Consider the following 22042-nt stretch of genomic DNA (forward strand, 5'->3'; position numbering starts at 1 on the left):
ATGCCTCCCGGTACAAATCGCCGAGCCGTTGGGGATGCGGCGAGAGCATTTGCACACGAGACTTTCGGCGATGGGCGGCCATACGTCTTCGCGGTACACGATGATGAAGCACATCCTCATGTACACCTAAGTATCCATATACGTGGTCCTGACGGACAGCGTCTCAATCCGCGCAAACAGGATTTGCATCAGTGGCGAGAATCCTTCGCGCGGCAATTGCGAGAAAATGGCGTCGACGCGAACGCGACACCCAGAATAGTGCGCGGCCAAACTCAACGCTTTCCGAAACAAGCCGCTATTTGGATGGCAGCACAAGGCATTCCTCTCCGCTTTTACTCGCCAGTGATCAACGAAGAGACACGTCGGGTTCTATGGGAGGCACATCTCGACACCTTAAGCACCTGGCACGAAATCGCACACGCACTAGCCCATTCCAACGTCCCCGAGGATCGAGCAATGGCAATCGACATAACAAATTTTGTGTCACGCATGCCCATCCGAGCGTTGAGTCCCGTGCACACCCCGCAACATCGCTGCCCGGCGCCACAGCGCGACCATTCAGTCAATCGGGCGCACGCGGCATACAGCCCGGGTTTGCAATCAAATGAGCATTGCCCGCCATCGTTCGACATGGACATCTAATTGAGCTCGAGCGGTGCACGCCGGATATCGCGGCGCTGGTGACGCCGTCGTCGCGCACCAAATGGTGCAAGCGAATAGTCGATCGTAGTCGCCGGTGCTCGCGTCGATCTCTATGAAGTCGATCGAGCGGCCGGCGAGCACGGCGATTTGCGCGCATGCGTCTGCGGGCAACCCGTCGTGCGCGATGATCCATTGCGCGAGTTGCGCATGCGGCATGGCCTGGCCCGACAGCACCCGCGCAAGACGCTTAAAGCTATCGCCAGTCTTCGCTCTTGCTAGGGCCTCCCGCACGAGCACGCCCCAGCTCTCCACGGATCGTGGCGGGTGCGCACCTCTCGTGCGCGGTTGCATATCGTCTGGCACCCGGAGTGTCTCCATCGTCACGCGCGGCGGCGCTGATGAAACGGAGGATGGGAAGCCAGCTGTGCTGCCGACGCTTTCAGATCGCGGCTACCGTCGTCGCGCGTGGGCTCATTCCATCACGGACGGCGCGGAATCCGCGTCGGTGAAGCGCGGCCTGGCGCTCTGCATGTCGCGCGTATTCTTCTGCACGGTCACAGCACCGAACAGCGCGAGCACGAATGACATCGCGTAGAAGCCCTTCTCGCCCAGTTGCAGCGTCGCATTGAAGAGGCCGACGACCAGCAGCGCGATCGCAAGCAACAGCGCGACCCAGCTGATCCCGTAGTAGATGTCGGTGACGGGAATGGCTTCCGCGCTATCCCGCACGCTCTGCTGCAGCGAGATCGCCGCATACAGACCGAACGCGAGCACGGTGAAGTAGCCGCTCTTCTCGTTGAGCAGCACGCCGGCGTTCACATGTCCGATCAGGAATGCCGCGAAACCGGCGATCAGTGCGGCCCACGACGACGCGACGAATGCGTACGACGGCTGCTGGATAGTGGTCCGGTTCATTGCATTTGCCCTCTCTTGCTTGTCGTGTCTTGTTCGGAATCGCGTTCGTTGGAATACGTTTCGCGCGTGGTAGCCGCTTTGCCGCACCACGCGACGATCGCACTGCTGGTCTTACGTGCCGCGCTGTGCGCGCCGCCAGCGCCCCGGCGTCGTGCCGAGCACCGCACGAAACGCCTTGCCGAATGCCGCCTCGGACTGATAGCCAACCGCCTGCCCGATCTCCGCCTGGCCGCGCTGCGTGTCCTGCAGCAGCGCGCATGCATGCATCATCCGAATCTGCGCGACGAACGCGCCGACGCTCATCCCGGCCTTCTCGCGGAAATGCCGCGCATAGGTCGCGCGCGACATCGCGGATGCCGCGCCGAGCGATTCGACCGTCCACGCTTGCGCCGGCGCCTGCAGCACTGCCTGGACCGACGGGCCGAGCCGCGCATCGGCAGCCAGCGCGAGCCAGCCGGCCGGCACGCGCGCATCGCGGCCGTACGCACGCAACGCGTAGGCGAGCAATGCCTGCCCCAGCGCATTCACGATCGCGCGCGCACCCGGCTGCGCGCTCGATGCCTCGGCACGCAGCACGCTCGTCAGCAGTTGCAGCGACGCGGGCCCCGACGCCGCGCGCAGCCCGACATGCAGCACGCGCGGTAACGTACGCATCAGCAATTCACCGGCGCCGCGCGCATAAATGAAGCGCCCGCAAAGCAGGTCGACGCTCGCATCGGCCGGATCCGCGGGATCGCGATTCGACTTGACCGGCAGCACCTCACCGCCGGCCACGCCCGGCTCGCGCAGCGACGCGACCGGCGGCCGCGCGCCGCCACCCCCGACATCGGACAAATCGTGCGCGTCGCCCGCCGGCAGCAGCACGAAGTCGCCGTCGGCCAGCCGCAGCGTGCGCCCGTCGGCCGTGCGCAGCCGGCACGTTCCGGACAGCAGCAGGTGAAACGCCGCCTCGCCGGGCGGCAACGGATCGTGCGGCATCGCGAACGGGCCGTCGAGCAGGCAGCGCACATCGAGCTCGACATGGCTGCGGCCCAGCGACAACAGTTGACTCAATGCGTCCATGAGACGTTTGCGCTAAAAATTGACACTCTAGCGTATCGAAACCCTCAGCGCGAACGCTCAGAATAAGTCCTGCATCGCCCGAGATCGCGGCATCCGCCGCCTGATCCACCTCTTCTCGAAAGGACGCATCATGCTGAACTGGAACGAATACCGGAAGGAACTCTCGACGCGCATCGGCGACATCGCGAAGCTCTCGCCCGACACGCTGGCCGGCTACAAGGCGCTGTCCGGCGCCGGCGCCAAGACAGGCCATCTCGACGCGAAGACGCGCGAACTGATCGCGCTCGCAGTGGCCGTCACGACGCGCTGCGACGGCTGTATCGCAGTGCACACGGCCGAAGCCACGAAGCATGGCGCAACCAAGGAGGAAGTGGCCGAGGCGCTCGGCGTCGCGATCGCGCTGAATGCGGGCGCGGCGCTCGTCTATTCGGCCCGCGTGATGGACGCGCTCGGCGAGTGACGCGCACCTGAAGGGTGCGGCGCCCGCCGCATCCTTCGCGGACGATCGCCGGCGCAGCCGGCCAGCCGGCGGACGCGCCGCGGTCGCATACGCCGGCGCCGCGAAGTCGGCTACCATGCGCGAGAAGATTCATCGCGAAGGAGCGCTCCATGTGCCGCTGGCTCGCCTATACGGGTAATCCGATCCATCTCGAGACCGTCCTGTTTCGCGCGAAGCATTCGCTGATCGACCAGAGCCTGCATTCGGAGCTGGGCGCCACGACCACCAACGGCGACGGGTTCGGCATCGGCTGGTACGGCCGCCCCGAGGAACTGCCGTTCCGCTATCGCTCCGTGCATCCCGCATGGAACGACCGCAACCTACGCGAAGCCGCGCGCGCGATCCGCTCGCGGATGTTCATCGCACATATCCGCGCAGCAACCGACACGCCCGTCCAGGAAACCAACTGCCATCCGTTCCGCCACGGCCGCTGGCTGTTCGCGCACAACGGGCTGATTCGCGATTTCCACAAGCTGCGCCGCGACCTGACGATGAAGGTCGACCCGGCACTGTTCCCGACGATCGAAGGGACGACCGACTCCGAGCTGATGTTCCGTCTCGCGCTGACCTTCGGCCTGGAGCAGACGCCGCTGCCGGCGCTCGAGCGGATGGTCGGCATGGTCGAGGAAACCGCCGCGCGATACCGCGTAGCCGAGCCGCTCAACATGACGATCTGCGCGACGGACGGTGAGCGGATCATCGCGGTGCGCTACTCGAGCGAACGGCAATCGCGCTCGCTGTTCCACAGCACGTCGTTCAAGCATCTGCACGAACTCTATCCGCACAATCCGCGCATCGCGGAAGCGGGCGACGACGCGTTCATGGTCGTGTCGGAGCCGCTCGTCGACTTGCGCGGCGCATGGGAGGAAGTGCCGGAAAGCATGGCGATCGTCGCGCAGGGGGCGGATGTGCAGCAGCGGCCGTTCAATCCGCGGCATAAGTAGGTTGAAGCTGCGTTTCAACTCCTGCCGCCACGGCGAAATGTGTCCGAATCAAACCGGATTTAGCGAATAAACTGACAGGCGTGCCAACGACCACGGCACCACCAGCCGTGACGGCAAAGCAAAGACACGGCAATACTAAATCACGATATAAAACGAGTGATTCGCACCGACTGAATCGAGCATGGTATAGTTACCGCCGATTTCAAGTATCGCAAAAACCATCACCGCATTCGACATCAACTCCCGCTTGCCGTTTCTTTGCTGCGGTTCGCGCAAATGTTTGCGCGAGATTGCATGTCTGATGAATTCCCCGCAAGAGCACGGGAAATCGTGATACCCCGTACGCAACCGGCACCGGCCGGGTCCCGCGTTATAGAGAATTAATAGTCTTTCAACGCAGACTGTCCGGTTGGCACATGCGTCGCCCCCGAGGAATATCCTAGAATATGCGTGCAATCCAGCCCGCCAGGTCCGCCAGGCTCGCACGATTTCTTGATATTCTTCAACGCGCGTCAACCGAGGGCAGCGCGCGAACGAGAACAAGGCAGGATTCACTGCCATTAACGTAATGAGAGAGGCTACATGATATTGGTTACAGGTGGCGCCGGCTTTATCGGTGCCAACTTTGTGCTTGACTGGCTGCGTCAATCGGACGAATCGGTTCTGAACGTCGACAAATTGACCTATGCGGGCAATCTCGGAACGCTAAAATCGCTGCACGGAAACCCGAAGCACGTGTTCGCGCACGCCGATATCTGCGACCGTGCAGCACTCGACGCGCTGTTCGCGGAATACAAGCCTCGGGCGGTCCTGCATTTCGCTGCGGAAAGCCACGTCGATCGCTCGATTCACGGGCCGGCGGATTTTGTTCAGACCAATGTCGTCGGGACATTTACGCTGCTCGAAGCCGCACGCCAGTACTGGAATACGCTGCCGGAGGCGGACAAGGCCGCATTCCGTTTTCTGCACGTTTCCACGGACGAAGTATTCGGTTCGCTGTCGCCTACCGATCCGCAATTCTCCGAAACGACTCCGTACGCACCGAACAGCCCCTATTCGGCGACCAAGGCCGGTTCCGATCATCTCGTGCGCGCGTATCAGCATACGTACGGCCTGCCGACGCTGACCACGAACTGCTCGAACAACTATGGCCAGTACCAGTTCCCCGAGAAGCTCATTCCGCTGATGATCGCCAACGCGCTCGCCGGCAAGCCGCTGCCCGTGTATGGCGATGGCCAGAACGTACGAGACTGGCTGTATGTCGGCGACCACTGCAGTGCGATCCGCGAGGTGCTCGCGCGCGGCCAGACCGGCGAAACGTACAACATCGGCGGGTGGAACGAGAAAACGAATCTCGAGGTCGTGCACACGCTGTGCGACCTGCTGGACGAACTGCGACCGAAATCGGCGGGCTCGTACCGCGACCAGATCACTTACGTGACCGACCGGCCGGGCCATGACCGACGCTACGCGATCGATGCGCGCAAGCTCGAGCGCGAACTCGGCTGGAAGCCCGCCGAAACGTTCGAAACCGGTCTCGCGAAAACGGTGCGCTGGTATCTCGACCATCAGGAATGGGTCGACGAAGTCGCTTCGGGCGAGTACCGCAAGTGGGTCGCAACGAACTACGCGCACCGCGCGTAAGGGGAACGGACATGGCGCGCAAGGGCATCATTCTCGCCGGCGGTTCCGGCACACGGCTCTATCCGATCACGCATTCGGTCTCGAAGCAGTTGCTTCCTGTCTACGACAAGCCGATGATCTATTACCCGCTGTCGACGCTGATGGTAGCGGGCATTCGCGACGTGCTGATCATCTCGACGCCGCAGGACACCCCGCGCTTCGAAGCCATGCTCGGCGACGGTAGCCAGTGGGGGATGAACATCCGGTATGCGGTGCAGCCGTCACCGGACGGTCTTGCGCAGGCGTTCGTCATCGGCCGCGAATTCGTGGGCAACGACCCGTCGGCGCTTATCCTCGGCGACAACATCTTCTATGGTCACGACCTGGCCAAGCAGCTCGAGCACGCAGACGCGCAGGACGCGGGCGCAACGGTGTTCGCCTATCACGTACACGATCCGGAGCGTTACGGCGTCGTCGAGTTCGACCAGCACTTCCGTGCCGTATCGATCGAAGAGAAGCCGGCCAAGCCGCGTTCGCACTACGCCGTGACCGGCCTCTACTTCTACGACAACCGCGTGTGCGACATCGCAGCCGACATCGAGCCGTCGCCGCGCGGCGAACTCGAAATCACCGACGTCAATTCCCGCTATCTCGCCGACGGCGCGTTGAACGTCGAGATCATGGGCCGCGGCTATGCATGGCTCGACACCGGCACCCACGATTCGCTGATCGAGGCCGCCAGCTTCATCGCGACGCTGCAGAAGCGGCAAGGTCTGGTCGTCGCCTGCCCCGAGGAGATCGCGTACCGCAGGCACTGGATCGATGCCGAACAGGTACAGAAGCTCGCGCAGCCGCTGTCGAAAAACGGCTACGGCAAATATTTGCTGAACATTCTTACGGATCAGGTTGCATGGCCATCACGGTAACTGCTACGGCGCTCCCCGAAGTCAAGATCGTCGAGCCGAAAGTATTCGGCGACGCGCGTGGCTATTTCTACGAGAGCTTCAACGGGCGCGAATTCGCGGCGCTCGTCGAGGCCGACGTCGAGTTCGTCCAGGACAACCACTCGCGTTCCGCGAAGGGTGTGCTGCGCGGGCTCCACTACCAGATCGAGCACGCGCAGGGCAAGCTCGTGCGCGTGGTCGAAGGCGAGGTGTTCGACGTCGCAGTCGACATCCGGCGCAGTTCGCCGAATTTCGGCAAATGGGTCGGTGTGACGCTGTCGGCCGACAACCATCGCCAGCTGTGGGTGCCGCCCGGCTTCGCGCACGGCTTCGTGGTGCTGTCGGAGTCCGCACAATTCCTCTACAAAACCACCGACTACTGGTTCCCGGAGCACGAGCGCAGCCTGCTGTGGAACGATCCGGAGATCGGCATCGAATGGCCGCTTGACGGCGAACCGCTGCTGGCCGCGAAAGACGCGGCGGGCAAGCGGCTCGCCGAAGCCGAGTGCTTCCAGTGAGGGCCGCCGTGCAAACGCCCGAACCGCGAACCATCCTGCTCACCGGAATCAACGGCCAGGTGGGATTCGAGCTGGCGCGCACGCTGCAAGGGCTCGGTAACGTGGTCGCGCTCGACCGCAACCGGCTCGACCTGTCGCGCCTCGACCAGGTGCGCGAGGTCGTGCGTGAAGTGAAGCCCGACCTGATCGTGAATCCGGCCGCGTACACGGCGGTGGATCAGGCGCAGACCGACGTCGCGCTTGCCACGCGCCTGAACGCCGAGGCGCCCGCGGTGCTGGCCGAAGAGGCGAAGCGCATCGGCGCGGCGCTGATTCACTACTCGACCGATTACGTCTTTGCCGGGACGAAGGACGGCCCGTACGTCGAGGACGATCCCGTCGATCCGCAAAACGTCTATGGCAAGACCAAGCTCGCGGGCGAACAGGCGATCGCGGCCGCCGGCTGCGCGCATCTGATCTTCCGCACGAGCTGGGTGTACGGCGCGCGCGGCAAGAACTTTCTGCTGACGATGCTGCGCCTGGGCGCCGAGCGCGACGAACTGAAGATCGTCGCGGACCAGATCGGTGCGCCGACTTGGTCGAACACGATCGCAACGCTGACCGCCCATGTCGTCGCACAGGCCGCCGCCGCCGGCGCGGCCGGTCGGGAAGCATGGTGGAACGCGCATTCAGGCATCTATCACCTGTGCGCGGCGGGTTCGACTTCGTGGCACGGCTTCGCCGAGGCGATTTTCCGTCTCTCGAATCTACCAAGGAAGCCTGCGGTCATGCCGATTCCCGCCAGCGCCTATCCGACACCCGCCAGCCGCCCGGCCAATTCGCGGATGTCGAACGAGAAACTGGCCGAGCACTTCGGCGTGCGCGCGCCGCATTGGGAAGCTGCGCTCGAGCTGTGCATGAACGGGATGTAACGCCAGCCGCCGCCGTGCTTCCAGAAGCGCGGCGGCAATCTTATTCCCGCCGTCATGCAACCGGCGGCCTGAAGGCGGTTAAAACATACTAGTTCTTGTCAAGCCATTACCCCTTCTTTCCTGCTGAACACCGCCTCGAAATACGCGGACCCGTGCGGTACTTTAAATCCTCATACATGATTCCGATACACCGAAAAATACTTCGGAGCAAGAGATGAAAACGCCCGTTTGCAGTATCACCGCCATCTCGGAAAAGCAAATATTACTGGCGTAACATTGCCTTCATCCCGTCGAGCACGTCTGCGCCCCACTTGCAGACAATCAGTAAGGTTGTGAGCAAAACATAACGTCCTGCGAATCAGTGTCGGCAAACGGAAACCCGGTCTGTCAAGGTCGCGCACCGGACCAGGATTCGCGGACAATAAGAGCGAATTTACGTTTCAGCCAGCTTTCGGGATAAAATCGCGGGTCGCGCCCATGTCCCAAGGCTGGCGGACACGGCAATTCCTACTCCCATACGCGTACATCCGGGCCATCTAGCAATTCCACGCATTAACAGGGAAACACACAGTCAGCCAGTCACAAAGAAAAGAAGCTCATGAGCAAACGCGTCGCTTTAGTCGGATTGGCATTTCGATTTCCGGGAACAGATAGTCGTCACTACTGGAGCGATCTGCTCAACGGCAAGGACTGCGTGACCGAAGTCGAGGCTGCCAGATGGTCAAAGGATGCGTACCTGCATCCGGCCAAGGAACATCCGGGCACCGCGTACACATTCGCTGCCGGTTCGATCGGCGATGTCTCGGGCTTCGACGCCGACTTCTTCGGGATCTCGCCGCGCGAAGCCGCGCTGATGGATCCTCAGCAACGGCTGTTGCTGGAACTCTGCTGGGAAAGCATCGAAAACGCCGGCGTCAAACCGTCGTCGCTGCGCGGCAGCGATTGCGGCGTCTTCGTCGGCATCGCCAGCGCCGACTACTCGTACCGGATGGCCGACGATCTCGCCACGGTCGACGCGTCGATGGCGACCGGCAACACCGCCAGCATCGCCGCCAACCGCCTGTCTTACGTCTTCGACCTGCGCGGCCCGAGCCTCGCCATCGATACCGCGTGCTCGTCGGCGATGGTGGCGTTTCACCTCGCGTGCCGCGCGATCGTCAACGGCGAAATCAGTCACGCGATCGCGGGCGGCGTCAGCCTGCACCTGCATCCTTATGGTTTCATCACCTTCTCGAAGGCATCGATGCTGTCGCCGAACGGGCGCTGCAAGGTCTTCGACGCGTCGGGCGACGGTTACGTGCGCTCGGAAGGCGGCGGCCTGTTCCTGCTGAAGGACTACGACCAGGCGGTGGCCGATGGCGATCGGATCCTCGCCGTCGTGGCGGGTACCGCGGTCAACACCGACGGCCGCAAGTCAGGCCTCACCGTGCCGAGCGTCGACGCGCAGACCGCGCTGATGCGCCGGGCCTACGAAGAGGCGGGCATTCCGCCTGAAGCCATCGATTACCTGGAAGCGCACGGCACCGGAACGCCGGTGGGCGATCCGATCGAAACCCGTGCGATCGGGCAGGCGCTCGGCCAGCAACGCCCCACCGACGCGCCGTTGCCGATCGGTTCGGTCAAGAGCAACCTTGGCCACCTCGAAGCAGCATCGGGCGTCGCTGGGCTGGTCAAGGCCATCTACAGCCTGCGGCATCGCGTGGTGCCGGCCACGATCGGCATCCAGGAATTCAACCCGAACATCCGCTTCGACGACTGGAACATCGCGGTCGTGACCAAGCCGCATCCGCTGCGCGAGACCGGCACGCTGACCATCGGCGTGAACTCGTTCGGTTTCGGCGGCGCGAACGCGCACGTGATCCTGCAGACGCCGACGCAAACCGGCCGTGCTGCCCATGCGCTGCCGAACCCGCCGGCCGCCGTGCCGATGATCGTGAGCGGCCGCAGCGCGGAAGCACTGCAGGCCAATGCCCGCAAGCTCGCCGACACGCTGCGCGGCCCGTGGGCGCCGGCGCTGTACGACGTCGCCTATGAAGCCGCGCTGCGCCGCGACTGGCACGACAAGCGTGCTGTCGTATTCGGCGCCGACAACGACAGCGTAGCGGAACTGCTCGACCAGATCGGCGCGGACGAAGCATCAAACCCGGCCGTACACAACGGTGTGGCCGTGCGGGACGCGCAGGGCCCGGTATTCGTCTATTCCGGCAACGGTTCGCAATGGGCCGGCATGGGCGGCAAGCTGCTCACGCATCCCGTGTTCGCCGAGTCGGTGGCCGAGATCGACCGCCTGTTCACCGGGCTCGCCGGCTGGTCACTCAAGGAGCTGTTCGAGCGCGAAGCACAGGGCGGTGTCTACGAGCGCACCGAAGTCGCGCAACCCGCCCTCTTCGCCATCCAGGTCGGCATCACACGCATGCTCGCGGCGCAAGGCGTGCAGCCTGCCGCCGTCACCGGCCACAGCGTCGGCGAAGTCGCTGCCGCCTGGACGTGCGGTGCGCTCACGCTGGCCGATGCGATCACGGTGATCTACCACCGCAGCCAGCAGCAAGGGCGCACGAAGGGCCAGGGACGCATGGCGGCAGTCGGCATGGACGGCCTCGCCGCCGCCGCGCTGCTGGACGAACTCGGCCTTCGGCACACGCTGTGCGTCGCCGGCTACAACAGCATCAAGGGCGCGACGCTCGCGGGCGCCGTGGACGCACTGGAACAGGTCGGCCACGTGCTGGCCGAGCGGCGCGTCTTCTACAAGCAGCTCGATCTCGATTACGCGTTCCACAGCAGCGCAATGGATCCGATCGAAGCCCCCCTCAAACAGGCGCTCGCGCATATCCGTCCGCAACGCGGCAACGTGCCGTTCTTCTCGACCGTGGCCGGCTCGCTGCTCGACGGCGCGGCGCTCGACGCCGATTACTGGTGGCGCAACATCCGCGTGCCGGTACGCTTCGAGCAGGCACTCGACAGCCTCGTCGCGCAAGGCAGCAACGTGCTGATCGAAGTCGGCCCCGCGCCGGTGCTGCGCAGCTACGTCAACGAGATGCTCAAGCATCACGGCAAGACCGGGCACTGCATCCCGACCGGCCGTCGCAACGACGACGCGCCAGAGCGCGTGCAAGCCGCCGTTGCCCAGACTCTCATCAGCGGCGCGCCGGTCGACTGGGCCCACTTCTTCCCGACCGGTGCGGCACGCACCGAACTGCCGTCGTACGCATGGCAGCGCGAGCGCTACTGGCACCCCGTCACGACCGAATCGCTGAACCAGCTCGGACGCCGCCGCGTGCATCGGCTGCTCGGCTACAAGATGAGCCAGCAGACGCAGCCGGCGTGGGAAAACCAGCTCGATACGCAGCTCGAGCCGTGGCTGGCCGATCACGTCGTCGGCCACGCGACCGTGTTCCCGGGCTCCGGCTTCGCGGAAATCGCGCTCGCCGCCGCGCTGCAATGGCACCCCGGCGACAACGCGGACATCGAGGAGCTCGAAATTCATGCGCCGCTGCTGCTGTCCGCCGCCCCGAGCAAGATCACGCGACTGTCGCTCGACGACAGCGACGGCCGCTTCCGGCTGCGCAGCAAGCAGGTCGGCGGCACCGACCCGTGGACCGTACACGCGAGCGGCCGCCTGCTGTCGGGCGCGAATCGGCAGCAGCTGGCCGAAACCGCGCCCGCGCTGCCCGCGCGCGAGCCCGACTTCACGGGCGCGACGCACCTCGCGCTGACGCGCGCGGCCGAACTGGACTACGGCCCGGCCTTCCAGGCGGTGTCGCACGGCTGGCTCGAATCGCCGCGCGACGTGGTGGCCGTGCTGCACGCGCCGCAAGCGCTCGCCGAGAGCCTGCCGCACAGCCTGCTGCACCCGGCGCTGCTCGACTGCACATTCCAGCTCATCATCGAGATGCTGAAGGACGATCCGTCGCTCGGCCAGGGTGTCGCGTTCGTGCCGACCCGCATCGGCCGGCTGCGCTGGCGCGCGGGTCTCGGCACGCCGCATCGGGTGCGTGCGCGCCTGTTGAAGCGCGCGCCGCATTCGCTCACCGCCGAGTTCGCGCTGTTCGACGAACAAGGACAGCAGATCGCGGCCATCAGCGAAGCGCGCTTCCGTAGCGTGCGGCTGTCGAAGGCGCAAGCCGAGCCGCTCGCGTTCCTCGACTACGCCGCGATTCCGAGCCCGCATCCGCAAAGCCCGCAACAGGCGAGCCCCGCGCTGCGACGCAATGCGCTGCAGCCTGCGCTGCGCGCGATGGTCCGCGCCATCGTGACGGACGGCCTGCTCGAACGCTATGCGCAGGAAGTCGATCCGCTGCTGGAAACGCTGTGCGACCGCTACGCCACCGAGGCACTGCTGACGTTGTCGACGAATGGCAACCTCGACGCGAGCGCGCTCACCGCCTGTCGCGATGCCGCACCGCATGCGGCACCGCTGCTCGACTGGCTGCTCGGCCGCAACGCGCGCCGACTTCCCGATTCGCAGGACTGGCAGATCGACGCGTCGCAGGATGACGGCGCAAGCACGGCCGACATCTGGAACAGCCTGCTGCGCGAATACCCCGACTACTTCACGCTGGTGCACGCGACCGGCCGCATCGGCCTGCACCTGCCGGCGTTGCTGAGCGGCGAAACCGAGTGGGCGAACATCTGCCCGCGCGACATCTCGCCCGTCGAACTGGCGCACTACGTGCTCGGCGACACGGCAACCCGGCGGCTGTCCGACACGCTGGGCGCCCATCTCGAGAAAGCACTGCTTGCCCGCGCGCCCGACCAGCGCATCGGCATTCTGGAAATCGGCGCCGGCGCATCGCGCGTCGCAGCCGACCTGTGCCGCCGCCTGGATTTCGCCGTCGCCGACTTCGGCTACGCAAGCACCGAGGACGCCGCGCTCGAACAGGCGGAACGCCTGCGCGAGCACTGCCCCGAGCTGTCGGTCCAGCGGATCGACCCAAGCGCGGCGAGCACGAGCCGCGACGCCGACCTGATCATCTTCCATTGCGACTTCGGCAGCCTGGAAGCCGCGCAGCAGGCGCTGCAATATGGCGCGAACCGCCTGAAGCCCGGCGGCACGCTGCTGCTGTGGGGCACGCAACCCGCCGCGTGGATGGACTTCATCTTCGGCGGCAACGCCGCTTGGTGGACCAAGCGCGCCGACGGCACGTCCGGCACCCCGCAACGCACCGCGGCCTACTGGCAAACCGAACTGGCCCAGTTCGGCCTCGACTGCGACGAACCGTTGGAACTCGCGCCGGAAAGCGCGTCCGGCCCCTATCTGCTCGCTGCCGGCCTGCCGGTAGAAGCGCCCGCCGTCGCGCAGCCGCAGCTGCCGCAAGGCGGCTGGCTGATTCTCGCCGACGCGCACACGGCAGGCGAATCCGGCGCCGCACGCAAGCTGGCCGACTATCTGTCGAACCGCCGCCGCTTGCCGGTGCGCGTGGAGACGGACGTCGCGCCCGAACAGCTGGATGCGCTGCTCCAGCGCGCACAAGCCGAGCTCGGCGACATCCGCGGCATTGTGCATCTTGCTGGCCTCGCCTGCGGCGCCAACCTGGACACCGGCGATCCGCAACGCCTGCTGCTGGCTCAGGTGCAGCGCTGCTCGCTGGCCGCCGGGCTCGCGTCGGCCAGCGAGCGCGCCGGCCTGAAGACCACGCTGTGGCTGCTGACCGCCGGCGCCGCGCCGTTCCTGCCTGCCGCGCATACCGACGGATATGCGACGCTGAACGACGCTTCGCTGTGGCTCTACGGCCGCACGATGATCAACGAGGCCGCCGGCTTCGACGTGCGTCTCGTCGACCTGCCGCAGGCCGCCCCGTTGCCACTGGAAGCGCTCGCACGCGAACTGCTGTGGCCGGACGGCGAACAGGAAGTGGCGCTGGGTGCGTCAGGCGAGCGTTACGCGCCACGCCTGCGCAAGAACCCACGCCCGCATCCCGAAGCGCCGGCGATGCCCGCATCCGCCACGGACACCGCGCTGCGCCTCGGCTTCGAGGTACCGGGCCAGCTGCGCAACCTGCGCTGGGAAGCCCATACGCTGCCCGACATGCGCGAGGACGAGCTGCAAATCCGCGTCGAGGCCACCGGCCTGAATTTCCGTGACGTGATGTACACGCTCGGCCTGTTGTCCGACGAAGCGATCGAAAACGGCTTTGCCGGCCCGACGCTGGGCCTCGAGTTCTCCGGCGTCGTCGAGCGCGTGGGCCGCAAGGTCACCGGATACAAGCCGGGCGACGCCGTGGTCGGCTTCGGGCCGGCCAGCTTCGGCAACGTCGTCGTGACGCAGTCGAGCGCGCTGTCGCACATTCCGCGCAGCCTGTCGTTCGAGGCCGCGGCCACCATCCCGAGCACGTTCTTCACCGTCTACTACGCGTTCCATCACCTGGCCCGGCTCGAGCCCGGCGAACGCGTGCTGATCCATGGCGCCGCCGGCGGTGTCGGCATCGCGGCCATCCAGTTCGCACAATGGATCGGCGCGGAGATTCACGCGAGCGCCGGCTCGGACGAAAAACGCGATTTCCTGCGCCTGATGGGCGTGAAGCACATCTACGATTCGCGCTCGCTCGACTTCGCCGACGAAATCCTCGCGGCCACCCATGGCGAAGGCGTCGACGTCGTGCTCAATTCGCTCGCGGGCGAAGCCATCAACCGCAACCTGCGCGCGCTGAAGCCGTTCGGCCGGTTCCTGGAACTCGGCAAACGCGACTTCTACGAGAACACGCGCATCGGGTTGCGCCCGTTCCGGAACAACATCAGCTACTTCGGCATCGACGCCGACCAGTTGATGTCGAAGCGACCCGACCTGACCCGGCGCCTGTACGGCGAGATGATGGCGCTGTTCGAGGAAGGCGTGCTGCGCCCGCTGCCGTATCACGCGTTCGACGCGAACGACATCGTCGATGCGTTCCGCCACATGCAGCAGGCGCGCCAGATCGGCAAGATCGTCATCACCTATCGTCGCGGCTTGCACGCCAGCGCCCCGGCGCAAGCGGCCGTGGCCGACGGCGAACTGCAGTTGCGCGGCGACGCCAGCTACCTCGTCACCGGCGGCCTCTCCGGGTTCGGCCTGCGCACCGCGCAATGGCTCGCCGACAAGGGCGCACGCCATCTGGTGCTCGTGAGCCGCAGCGGCCCGGCGTCGGAAGAGGCTCAGGAAGCGATCGCCGCGCTGCGCGAACGCGGCGTCGCCGTGCATGCCGCGCCGTGCGACGTGACCGACCGCGCGGCGCTCGCCGCACTGCTCGCGCACGTGGATGCGCAGATGCCGCCGCTGCGCGGGATCGTGCATGCCGCGATGGTCATCGACGACGGTCTCGTGCGTGGCGCAACCGCCGCACAGATCGAACGCGTGATGGCGCCCAAAATCATCGGCGCGCTGCACCTCGACGAGCTGACCCGCGCGCTGCCGCTGGACTTTTTCGTGTTCCATTCGTCGGGCACCACGCTGTTCGGCAACCCCGGCCAATCGAACTATGTGGCCGCAAACGGCTGGCTCGAAGCGCTCGCCCGCCACCGGCGCGCGCGCGGCCTGCCCGCCACGAGCCCGCGCTGGGGCGCGATTGCCGATGCGGGCTTCCTCGCGCGCAACCAGAAGGTCAAGGACGCGCTGCAAAACCGCATGGGCGGCAGCGCGCTTCCCGCCGCGACGGCACTCGACGCACTGGAGGACATGTTGCTCGCCAACACCGGCGACCTCGGCGTGCTCGAACTCGACTGGCGCTCGCTCGCCCGCTTCCTGCCCAGCGCGCAGACGCCCAAGTTCGCGTGGGTGGCGCGCGATGCGGCCACCTCGCACCAGGACGAAGACGGCAGCGACGACGTCGCCGAATTGCTGGCCACGCTGAACGACGAGGAACTTCACCCGGCGGTGGTCGACATGATCAAGCACGAGGTGAGCGAGATCCTGCGCGTGCCGGCCGACAAGATCGACCCCGACCGCTCCGTCTACGACATGGGGCTTGACTCGCTGATGGGCGTGGAACTGGTGGTGGCGCTCGAAAGCCGTTTCGGCGTCCGGCTGCCGGTCATGGCGCTATCCGAGAGCCCTACCCTGACCAAGCTGGCGACGCGACTGATCGAGGTGCTGCGCGGCGACGAGCCGGCCGAGCCCGACACCGTCGCCCAGCAGGTGGCCCACGTGGTGGCCCAGCACACCGAGGATGTTTCCAGCGAAGCGATTGCCGAATTCACCGACGAAATCAAGGCCGCACAAGAAGCGGGCCACAAGCCGCAACGCATGATCCGATAGGCGCGACGACATGAGCAAGACCAAGACCACTGGCCTGCCGGGCCTGACCTCGGCCCTGAAGAACAAGCTCATCCAGCAGGCACTCGAACGCAAGCTGCGCGAAGCCGGGCGCGACCAGCCCGCGGCCTCGCCCGTCGCGGGCCGGAAAAAGGCTTCGTCCGTGCCGGAAGCGTACACGCGCTTCGACCAGTATCCGGGCTACCGCCAGTTGCGCATCATGAACGACGGCGCCGTCCGGCTCGGCGTGCGCAGCCCGTTCTTCAAGCTGCACGAAGGCACTGCCGGCGCGCAGACCGACATCGCCGGCAACACGTACATCAATTACGCCAGCTACAACTACCTCGACATGTCGGGAGATCCGGTTGTCTCGCAGGCCGCCAAGGACGCGATCGACCGGTACGGCACGTCCGTGTCGGCAAGCCGCCTGGTATCGGGCGAACGCCCGATCCACCGCGAGCTCGAACGCGCGCTCGCCGATCTGTACGGCGTCGACGACGCCATCACGTTCGTGAGCGGCCATGCGGCCAACGTGACCACGATCGGCTATCTGTTCGGACCGCGCGATCTGGTGATCCACGACGAGCTGATCCACAACAGCGTGCTGCAGGGGATCCAGCTTTCCGGCGCGAAGCGCTTTTCGTTCGCGCACAACGACGCCGATGCGCTCGAACGGTTGTTGACAGAACAGCGGCACCATTTCGAGCGCGTGCTGATCGTGCTCGAAGGCATCTACAGCATGGACGGCGACTACCCCGACCTGCCGCGCTTTGTCGACATCAAACGCCGCCATCGGGCTTTCCTGATGGTGGACGAAGCACATTCGATGGGCGTGATGGGCAAGACGGGGCGCGGGATTCGCGAGCACTTCGGCCTCGCCGGCGATGCCGTCGATATCTGGATGGGCACGCTCAGCAAATCGCTGGCCGGCTGTGGCGGCTATATCGCCGGTGAAACCGCGCTCGTCGAGCACCTGAAGTTTCTGGCGCCCGGGTTCCTGTACAGCGTGGGGATGCCGCCGCCGGTGGCCGCGGCTTCGCTCGCGGCGCTGCGGCGCATGCTGGAGTTGCCGGAACGCGTGGCGACGTTGCAGGCACGCGGGCAGTATTTTCTTGCGCAGGCCAAGGCCGCGGGGATCGATACGGGAAGCAGCGCGGGGATTGCCGTGATTCCCGCGATTCTCGGGAGTTCGCTGCGGGCGACCAAATGGTCGGACGCGCTCTTCGAGCAAGGGATCAATGTGCAGCCCATTCTTTATCCAGCCGTTCCGGAGCAGTCGGCGCGGCTGCGGTTCTTCATCGCTTGTACGCATAGTGAAGCGCAGATCGACAGGACGGTTGAGGCGATGAAGGTGTTGCTCGAAAAACGGTAGTCGCAGTACGTTCGGGGTCGAGGGCCACTCTTGTTCAAATTCAATAAACGATAACTCATGAAAATCGCTATCGCCGGCACCGGCTATGTAGGGCTTTCCAACGGGATTTTGCTCGCCCAGCACCACGAAGTCGTCGCGTTGGACATCGTTCCCGAGAAAGTGGAGATGCTCAATCGCAAGCAGTCTCCGATCATCGATGCCGAGATCGAAGACTATCTCGTGAACAAGCGTCTAAACTTCCGCGCGACACTCGACAAGCACGATGCGTATGAAGGGGCGGACTACGTCATCATCGCTACGCCGACGGACTACGATCCGGAGACCAACTATTTCAACACGCGCTCGATCGAAGCTGTGATCAACGACGTCAAGGCGATCAATCCGAAGGCCGTGATGGTGATCAAGTCGACCGTGCCGGTCGGGTATACCGAGAAGGTTCGACGGGAGCTGGATTGCGATCGCGTGATCTTCTCGCCTGAATTCCTGCGCGAAGGCCGCGCGCTGCACGATAACCTGCATCCGTCGCGTATCATCGTCGGCGAACAATCTGAACGCGCCCGCGTGTTCGCCGAATTGCTGCAGGAAGGTGCGATCAAGAAGGATATCCCGGTTCTTTTCGCCGATTCGACCGAAGCCGAGGCGATTAAACTCTTCGCCAATACGTATCTCGCGATGCGTGTATCCTACTTCAACGAGCTCGATACGTACGCAGTGACGCACGGCCTGGATACACGCCAGATCATCGACGGCGTGTGTCTCGATCCACGGATCGGCGATCATTACAACAATCCGTCGTTCGGTTATGGCGGATATTGCCTGCCCAAGGATACAAAGCAGCTTCTCGCTAACTACAAGGCGGTGCCTCAGAACCTAATCCAGGCGATCGTTGCGTCCAACACCACACGCAAGGATTTCATCGCCGAAGACGTGCTGCGGCGCAAGCCCAAGGTCGTCGGGATCTATCGGCTGATCATGAAGAGCGGCTCGGACAACTTCCGGGCGTCAAGTATTCAGGGGGTGATGAAGCGGATCAAGGCGAAGGGGGTCGAGGTAATCGTGTATGAACCGGCGCTGAAGGAGTCGCGGTTCTTTCATTCGAGGGTAGTAGAGGATATCGAGGCGTTCAAGAAGGAATCGGATGTGATCATCAGCAATCGGATTGCCGACGCGTTGGAAGATGTTGCAGAAAAGGTTTATACGCGGGATCTGTTTAGCAACGATTAAACCGCCGTAGTATTCGATCAGACTAGGCCTGCGGGGTAAAGCGCGTGCTCAAATCGTCCCCCGCAGGTTGACTTAAAAAAGCGACACCTCCTTGAGTCCTGACACTCCCGATACAAAGTCTCTTCCCCTACTACTCAACCATACTCAATAGCATTAGGACGCATGCTTCGCGAGCCATAGTGCAACGCCCAGTATGGTCTCCTGGTCGTCCTCGCTCCCAACCCGATTCGCGTAAAAAGCATTCGCCTTCGGGTCGTAATTTTCGACAATCCATGCTTTCGGGAGCGCGCCATTCTTATGCAGAAATTCCACGGTACGTTTTGTATCATCCAGGAAATTATCGCCGGAGCTTGCGGGAGAAACGATAAAGGTTGAATGCAGTCCAGCCTCATTTGCCCAGCTCAACTCGTCGACAATAAATTGCCGGTAAGCGGATGGTTGCCCCCAAAAAAATTGCGGTGGCGAATCCGTAGTTATAGCTCCACCATATTTAGCTCCATCCCTCATATTATCCCAACTTGACGAAGAGAACGGCGCTGTCTTATATTGTCCGTGATTCGGAGAGAAAATAGGCGCAATTGTCTCCAGACCACATGCCTGACCTGCCTTTACGAAGCGCCGCCACAAATCCAGGTGCTGTGGATTGAAACCATTCACGTGAGAATGTCTGGCACGAACACCGGCGTCTATGAATTTCGTTCGATATGCATCACGAAACCAAGATTCCGGTGTGTTGACCATGCCAAGTTCAACATCCATCGGCTGATCTGCAAACGCTGCAAGAATGGCCTCGTTTTCCTCCGGAGGCGTTCTAGTCCATATATAGCCATGAATATAAAGACCAGTCCGACATATCTTTCTGAAATTTTTACTGTTCATCGGGTTCGCCAGGGAATCGAACCCGACCACCCCTCCAACGTAAACAGCAGATTCATGTGTCGAACAGGATTTGGACAGCGCTGGCCCTGCCCATGGAATCAATGTCGCTGACGCACTAATCTTCAAGAAATTTCGACGACTTGTTTTCATTTCACCCCCATCCACGCTTCATCACAAATATCGCCCGAAATCAACCAAATGGCTATCCAAGCATATCCATTTTCCATCTTCGAAGATATTTCAGCCAGATAGGCAACGCAACCTCATTACATGAAGGCACAGAATAGCATGCGCCAAGAGTCATTTCACATTCTTCTCTCAAATCTCTCGCGAGATTCAATAGTGCAGCCATTCCTGACCGTTGCAACTAGTCTTACAGGCCGATCACTCTCAACCCGATGGCCCCTCCAAGCGCGGAACAACCCAGCAAATTGGAACTGACCACAATTGTCAGAGCGTTGAAATTGGCTCCCGCGTATGACGGGAGCTTGGTTTCCCTTGCATTAATACGACATGAGGGACTTTTCCTCGCTAGCATTGAACATTCGACTAGTTGCCGATCACTCTACCGCTACCCAATTTCATCTTTTTGACGATATATACGTTTCGCGCGCGCACGATCGTGACCTCCACGCTCCATCTACACTCGAGTGCTAGCGACTTTCAAACACGGCTAGAACGTTACCATTCTCAGCCAATGGCGCGCCCACATCTAGTCCGATATGAATCGAAACGCCGTGTCGAGGCTTATTTGCACCAATTTCAGTCGATCTCGCGTCACCCATATCAAAAATTTGATCAAGAATTACCTCACTTCAAAATAGCAATCAAAAATCAATTAAACACAAAATCTTTCCCAATCCTCACCCATTATTCTTTTAATTCCATAGAAATCTGGAGGAGCATGCCCAATCTTCTCGTCAACGAAATTTACAAATTTAAAATTACGAAGTCGACCAGAACTCGCAACAAATTTCCGATATGGAATCATGTGATCATTCAAATGCGAAACGTCCGCATCATTCTGAATATACGTCACCATCGAATCCGATTTCATTCTTTCAAGTCCGTAGAAGAACAAATTTGTTTGATCAAGATTCTTCTTTCTTAGACTCACAAACTCCGCCACCGCATTTCTATCCTCATAGAGGAGTGCATCCGTTTGAGGATTAATCGCGATAGCCTCATCGGCAAACCCCAATTGGGCACACAGCAACGCAGCGAATCCCCCGCCGGACGATCCAAATGTAATAATTTTTGCACCAGGGCACTTCCTCCTAACAGCCTCGATCGCGGGAACAACTAACGATGAAACCATTTCACCTTCATCTTTACCCAGATACCACGCGATAGAAACGGCGCCATTCCCCACAGTCAAAGGATCAGAAATACAGATAACGGGGTGTCTGAAATACCTTGCCCAAGACCATCGCTGGAAGATACTTCTATCCATGGAAATTTTATCTTCGGTAACTCTACCATTGAAGAATATAAGCACCCGCCGCCAATCGAATCCGTTCCTGAAATAATAATTACCCAGAACGCCGAATTTAGACTCAAGTAAGTCTTCCCACCCACCAATTTCCGGAAAAGGATTCTCCCGCATCCCCTCGACTTTCAGAAATGGCACTCTCATCTCATCCACGTCGTAGCTTACATCAAATCCGGAACCAATCGGTAAATCAAACTCGAATCCGACCTTTCGATTCGTTTCGACCCCGTACTTCTTTAGAAGATGTCTCAATACATCCGGCCGATCACGATTGGGTAGGAATTCAAAAACCCCATGAGAATTCTCAATAATCACCTTCAGTGGACCATCGCTTCGGGGATACACCCATCCTTTCACACTCAAGATGCCTTCGACAGCCTCTCGACCTTCTATCGGCTTATCGAGCGAATGAATTATTCTGGCCTCGTTGATTGGATATTTTATCAACCTCATTTAAACCTCGTTCGGAATATGCAACCCACATGTGATTCAATAGACTGCAATCAACCCCCAAGCTTCCTCACATTTCGCAAACCAGCATGTCTTCATCAGGCACCTTCAAAGTGGCGACCATCGCCAAAGCGAACATGATCTGGTAGGCGACCGATTGGGGATTAATCCATAGCAAATTGAGATTCGACAAGATGGGTTGTCTTCTGATCTCAGTGTGGAACCTCAATTCCTAGCTGCGGCGAATCGAATTGGCACTCTTCAAATCGCTGCGGACGGAGCCAGTACAACGAAAATCGCGTCGGCATCCTTGCACAAATGGCTGCCATCGCGTATGCGATGG

At 62.2% G+C, this 22042-nt stretch carries 15 protein-coding genes; 10 read left to right on the top strand and 5 right to left on the bottom strand.

Annotated elements, in window-relative coordinates:
- Entirely contained in the window at positions 1 to 642 is a 642-nt protein-coding gene (locus tag U4Z31_RS37200) for a relaxase/mobilization nuclease domain-containing protein (RefSeq protein WP_415750294.1), read from the top strand.
- Here the strand turns inward: U4Z31_RS37200 and U4Z31_RS20450 are convergent.
- From U4Z31_RS20450 to U4Z31_RS20460, 3 genes are all read right to left on the bottom strand, one after another.
- Positions 601 to 954: a hypothetical protein gene (locus U4Z31_RS20450; protein ID WP_321811244.1), complete on the bottom strand. Its 354-nt coding sequence runs from the start codon at positions 952 to 954 to the stop codon at positions 601 to 603. The two genes, U4Z31_RS37200 and U4Z31_RS20450, sit on opposite strands and share 42 nt — an antisense overlap.
- Before the next feature lie 159 nt (positions 955 to 1113).
- A complete protein-coding gene (gene yiaA, locus U4Z31_RS20455; protein WP_321811245.1) occupies positions 1114 to 1557 on the bottom strand; it encodes an inner membrane protein YiaA in 444 nt (147 codons plus the stop codon).
- Positions 1558 to 1668: 111 nt separating this feature from the next.
- Complete coding sequence (locus tag U4Z31_RS20460; protein WP_321811246.1) at positions 1669 to 2619, bottom strand: AraC family transcriptional regulator; 951 nt, start codon at positions 2617 to 2619, stop codon at positions 1669 to 1671.
- 130 nt (positions 2620 to 2749) lie between these two features.
- Here U4Z31_RS20460 and U4Z31_RS20465 point away from each other — a divergent pair, with 130 nt between their 5' ends.
- The 9 genes from U4Z31_RS20465 to U4Z31_RS20505 all read left to right on the top strand — a co-directional run bounded on the left by U4Z31_RS20465 (position 2750) and on the right by U4Z31_RS20505 (position 18878).
- Positions 2750 to 3079 carry a carboxymuconolactone decarboxylase family protein gene (locus tag U4Z31_RS20465; RefSeq protein WP_124551367.1) on the top strand — a complete coding sequence of 110 codons (330 nt, stop codon included), beginning with the start codon at positions 2750 to 2752 and terminating at the stop codon, positions 3077 to 3079.
- A gap of 149 nt (positions 3080 to 3228) precedes the next feature.
- Positions 3229 to 4062 carry a class II glutamine amidotransferase gene (locus tag U4Z31_RS20470; protein WP_044844085.1) on the top strand — a complete coding sequence of 278 codons (834 nt, stop codon included), beginning with the start codon at positions 3229 to 3231 and terminating at the stop codon, positions 4060 to 4062.
- Positions 4063 to 4644: 582 nt separating this feature from the next.
- The gene (gene rfbB / locus U4Z31_RS20475; protein WP_321811247.1) at positions 4645 to 5706 is read left to right on the top strand and encodes a dTDP-glucose 4,6-dehydratase; all 1062 of its coding nucleotides are present in this window, start codon (positions 4645 to 4647) and stop codon (positions 5704 to 5706) included.
- Between the two features lie 11 nt (positions 5707 to 5717).
- Positions 5718 to 6611: a glucose-1-phosphate thymidylyltransferase RfbA gene (rfbA, locus tag U4Z31_RS20480; protein ID WP_044844083.1), complete on the top strand. Its 894-nt coding sequence runs from the start codon at positions 5718 to 5720 to the stop codon at positions 6609 to 6611.
- Positions 6596 to 7147, top strand: a complete 552-nt coding sequence (rfbC, locus tag U4Z31_RS20485) for a dTDP-4-dehydrorhamnose 3,5-epimerase (protein ID WP_044844082.1) — start codon at positions 6596 to 6598, stop codon at positions 7145 to 7147. Before rfbA ends, rfbC begins: the two co-directional genes overlap by 16 nt.
- A gap of 8 nt (positions 7148 to 7155) precedes the next feature.
- Complete coding sequence (rfbD, locus tag U4Z31_RS20490; RefSeq protein ID WP_321811248.1) at positions 7156 to 8058, top strand: dTDP-4-dehydrorhamnose reductase; 903 nt, start codon at positions 7156 to 7158, stop codon at positions 8056 to 8058.
- Between the two features lie 598 nt (positions 8059 to 8656).
- Entirely contained in the window at positions 8657 to 16285 is a 7629-nt protein-coding gene (locus U4Z31_RS20495) for a type I polyketide synthase (protein WP_321811249.1), read from the top strand.
- Between the two features lie 10 nt (positions 16286 to 16295).
- Positions 16296 to 17654: an aminotransferase class I/II-fold pyridoxal phosphate-dependent enzyme gene (locus U4Z31_RS20500; protein WP_321811250.1), complete on the top strand. Its 1359-nt coding sequence runs from the start codon at positions 16296 to 16298 to the stop codon at positions 17652 to 17654.
- Positions 17655 to 17711: 57 nt separating this feature from the next.
- A complete protein-coding gene (locus U4Z31_RS20505; protein WP_321811251.1) occupies positions 17712 to 18878 on the top strand; it encodes a nucleotide sugar dehydrogenase in 1167 nt (388 codons plus the stop codon).
- A gap of 153 nt (positions 18879 to 19031) precedes the next feature.
- Here U4Z31_RS20505 and U4Z31_RS20510 read toward each other — a convergent pair whose 3' ends face one another.
- Both U4Z31_RS20510 and U4Z31_RS20515 read right to left on the bottom strand, forming a co-directional pair.
- A complete protein-coding gene (locus U4Z31_RS20510) occupies positions 19032 to 19757 on the bottom strand; it encodes a hypothetical protein (RefSeq protein ID WP_321811252.1) in 726 nt (241 codons plus the stop codon).
- Positions 19758 to 20595: 838 nt separating this feature from the next.
- Positions 20596 to 21702, bottom strand: coding sequence for a hypothetical protein (locus U4Z31_RS20515; protein WP_321811253.1), 1107 nt, complete (start codon positions 21700 to 21702; stop codon positions 20596 to 20598).
- Positions 21703 to 22042: the final 340 nt, after the last annotated feature.

This window comes from Burkholderia sp. BCC1985, assembly GCF_905339915.1.
Taxonomy (GTDB): Bacteria; Pseudomonadota; Gammaproteobacteria; order Burkholderiales; family Burkholderiaceae; genus Burkholderia.

What these genes read in the sequence shown, in the direction of transcription:
- yiaA (WP_321811245.1), bottom strand. Translation starts at nt 1,557, where the DNA reads ATGAACCGGACCACTATCCAGCAGCCGTCGTACGCATTCGTCGCGTCG.
- U4Z31_RS20515 (WP_321811253.1), bottom strand. Translation starts at nt 21,702, where the DNA reads ATGAGGTTGATAAAATATCCAATCAACGAGGCCAGAATAATTCATTCG.
- rfbB (WP_321811247.1), top strand. Translation starts at nt 4,645, where the DNA reads ATGATATTGGTTACAGGTGGCGCCGGCTTTATCGGTGCCAACTTTGTG.
- U4Z31_RS20470 (WP_044844085.1), top strand. Translation starts at nt 3,229, where the DNA reads ATGTGCCGCTGGCTCGCCTATACGGGTAATCCGATCCATCTCGAGACC.
- U4Z31_RS20495 (WP_321811249.1), top strand. Translation starts at nt 8,657, where the DNA reads ATGAGCAAACGCGTCGCTTTAGTCGGATTGGCATTTCGATTTCCGGGA.
- rfbA (WP_044844083.1), top strand. Translation starts at nt 5,718, where the DNA reads ATGGCGCGCAAGGGCATCATTCTCGCCGGCGGTTCCGGCACACGGCTC.
- U4Z31_RS20460 (WP_321811246.1), bottom strand. Translation starts at nt 2,619, where the DNA reads ATGGACGCATTGAGTCAACTGTTGTCGCTGGGCCGCAGCCATGTCGAG.
- U4Z31_RS20500 (WP_321811250.1), top strand. Translation starts at nt 16,296, where the DNA reads ATGAGCAAGACCAAGACCACTGGCCTGCCGGGCCTGACCTCGGCCCTG.
- U4Z31_RS37200 (WP_415750294.1), top strand. Translation starts at nt 1, where the DNA reads ATGCCTCCCGGTACAAATCGCCGAGCCGTTGGGGATGCGGCGAGAGCA.
- U4Z31_RS20510 (WP_321811252.1), bottom strand. Translation starts at nt 19,757, where the DNA reads ATGAACAGTAAAAATTTCAGAAAGATATGTCGGACTGGTCTTTATATT.
- rfbC (WP_044844082.1), top strand. Translation starts at nt 6,596, where the DNA reads ATGGCCATCACGGTAACTGCTACGGCGCTCCCCGAAGTCAAGATCGTC.
- U4Z31_RS20505 (WP_321811251.1), top strand. Translation starts at nt 17,712, where the DNA reads ATGAAAATCGCTATCGCCGGCACCGGCTATGTAGGGCTTTCCAACGGG.
- U4Z31_RS20465 (WP_124551367.1), top strand. Translation starts at nt 2,750, where the DNA reads ATGCTGAACTGGAACGAATACCGGAAGGAACTCTCGACGCGCATCGGC.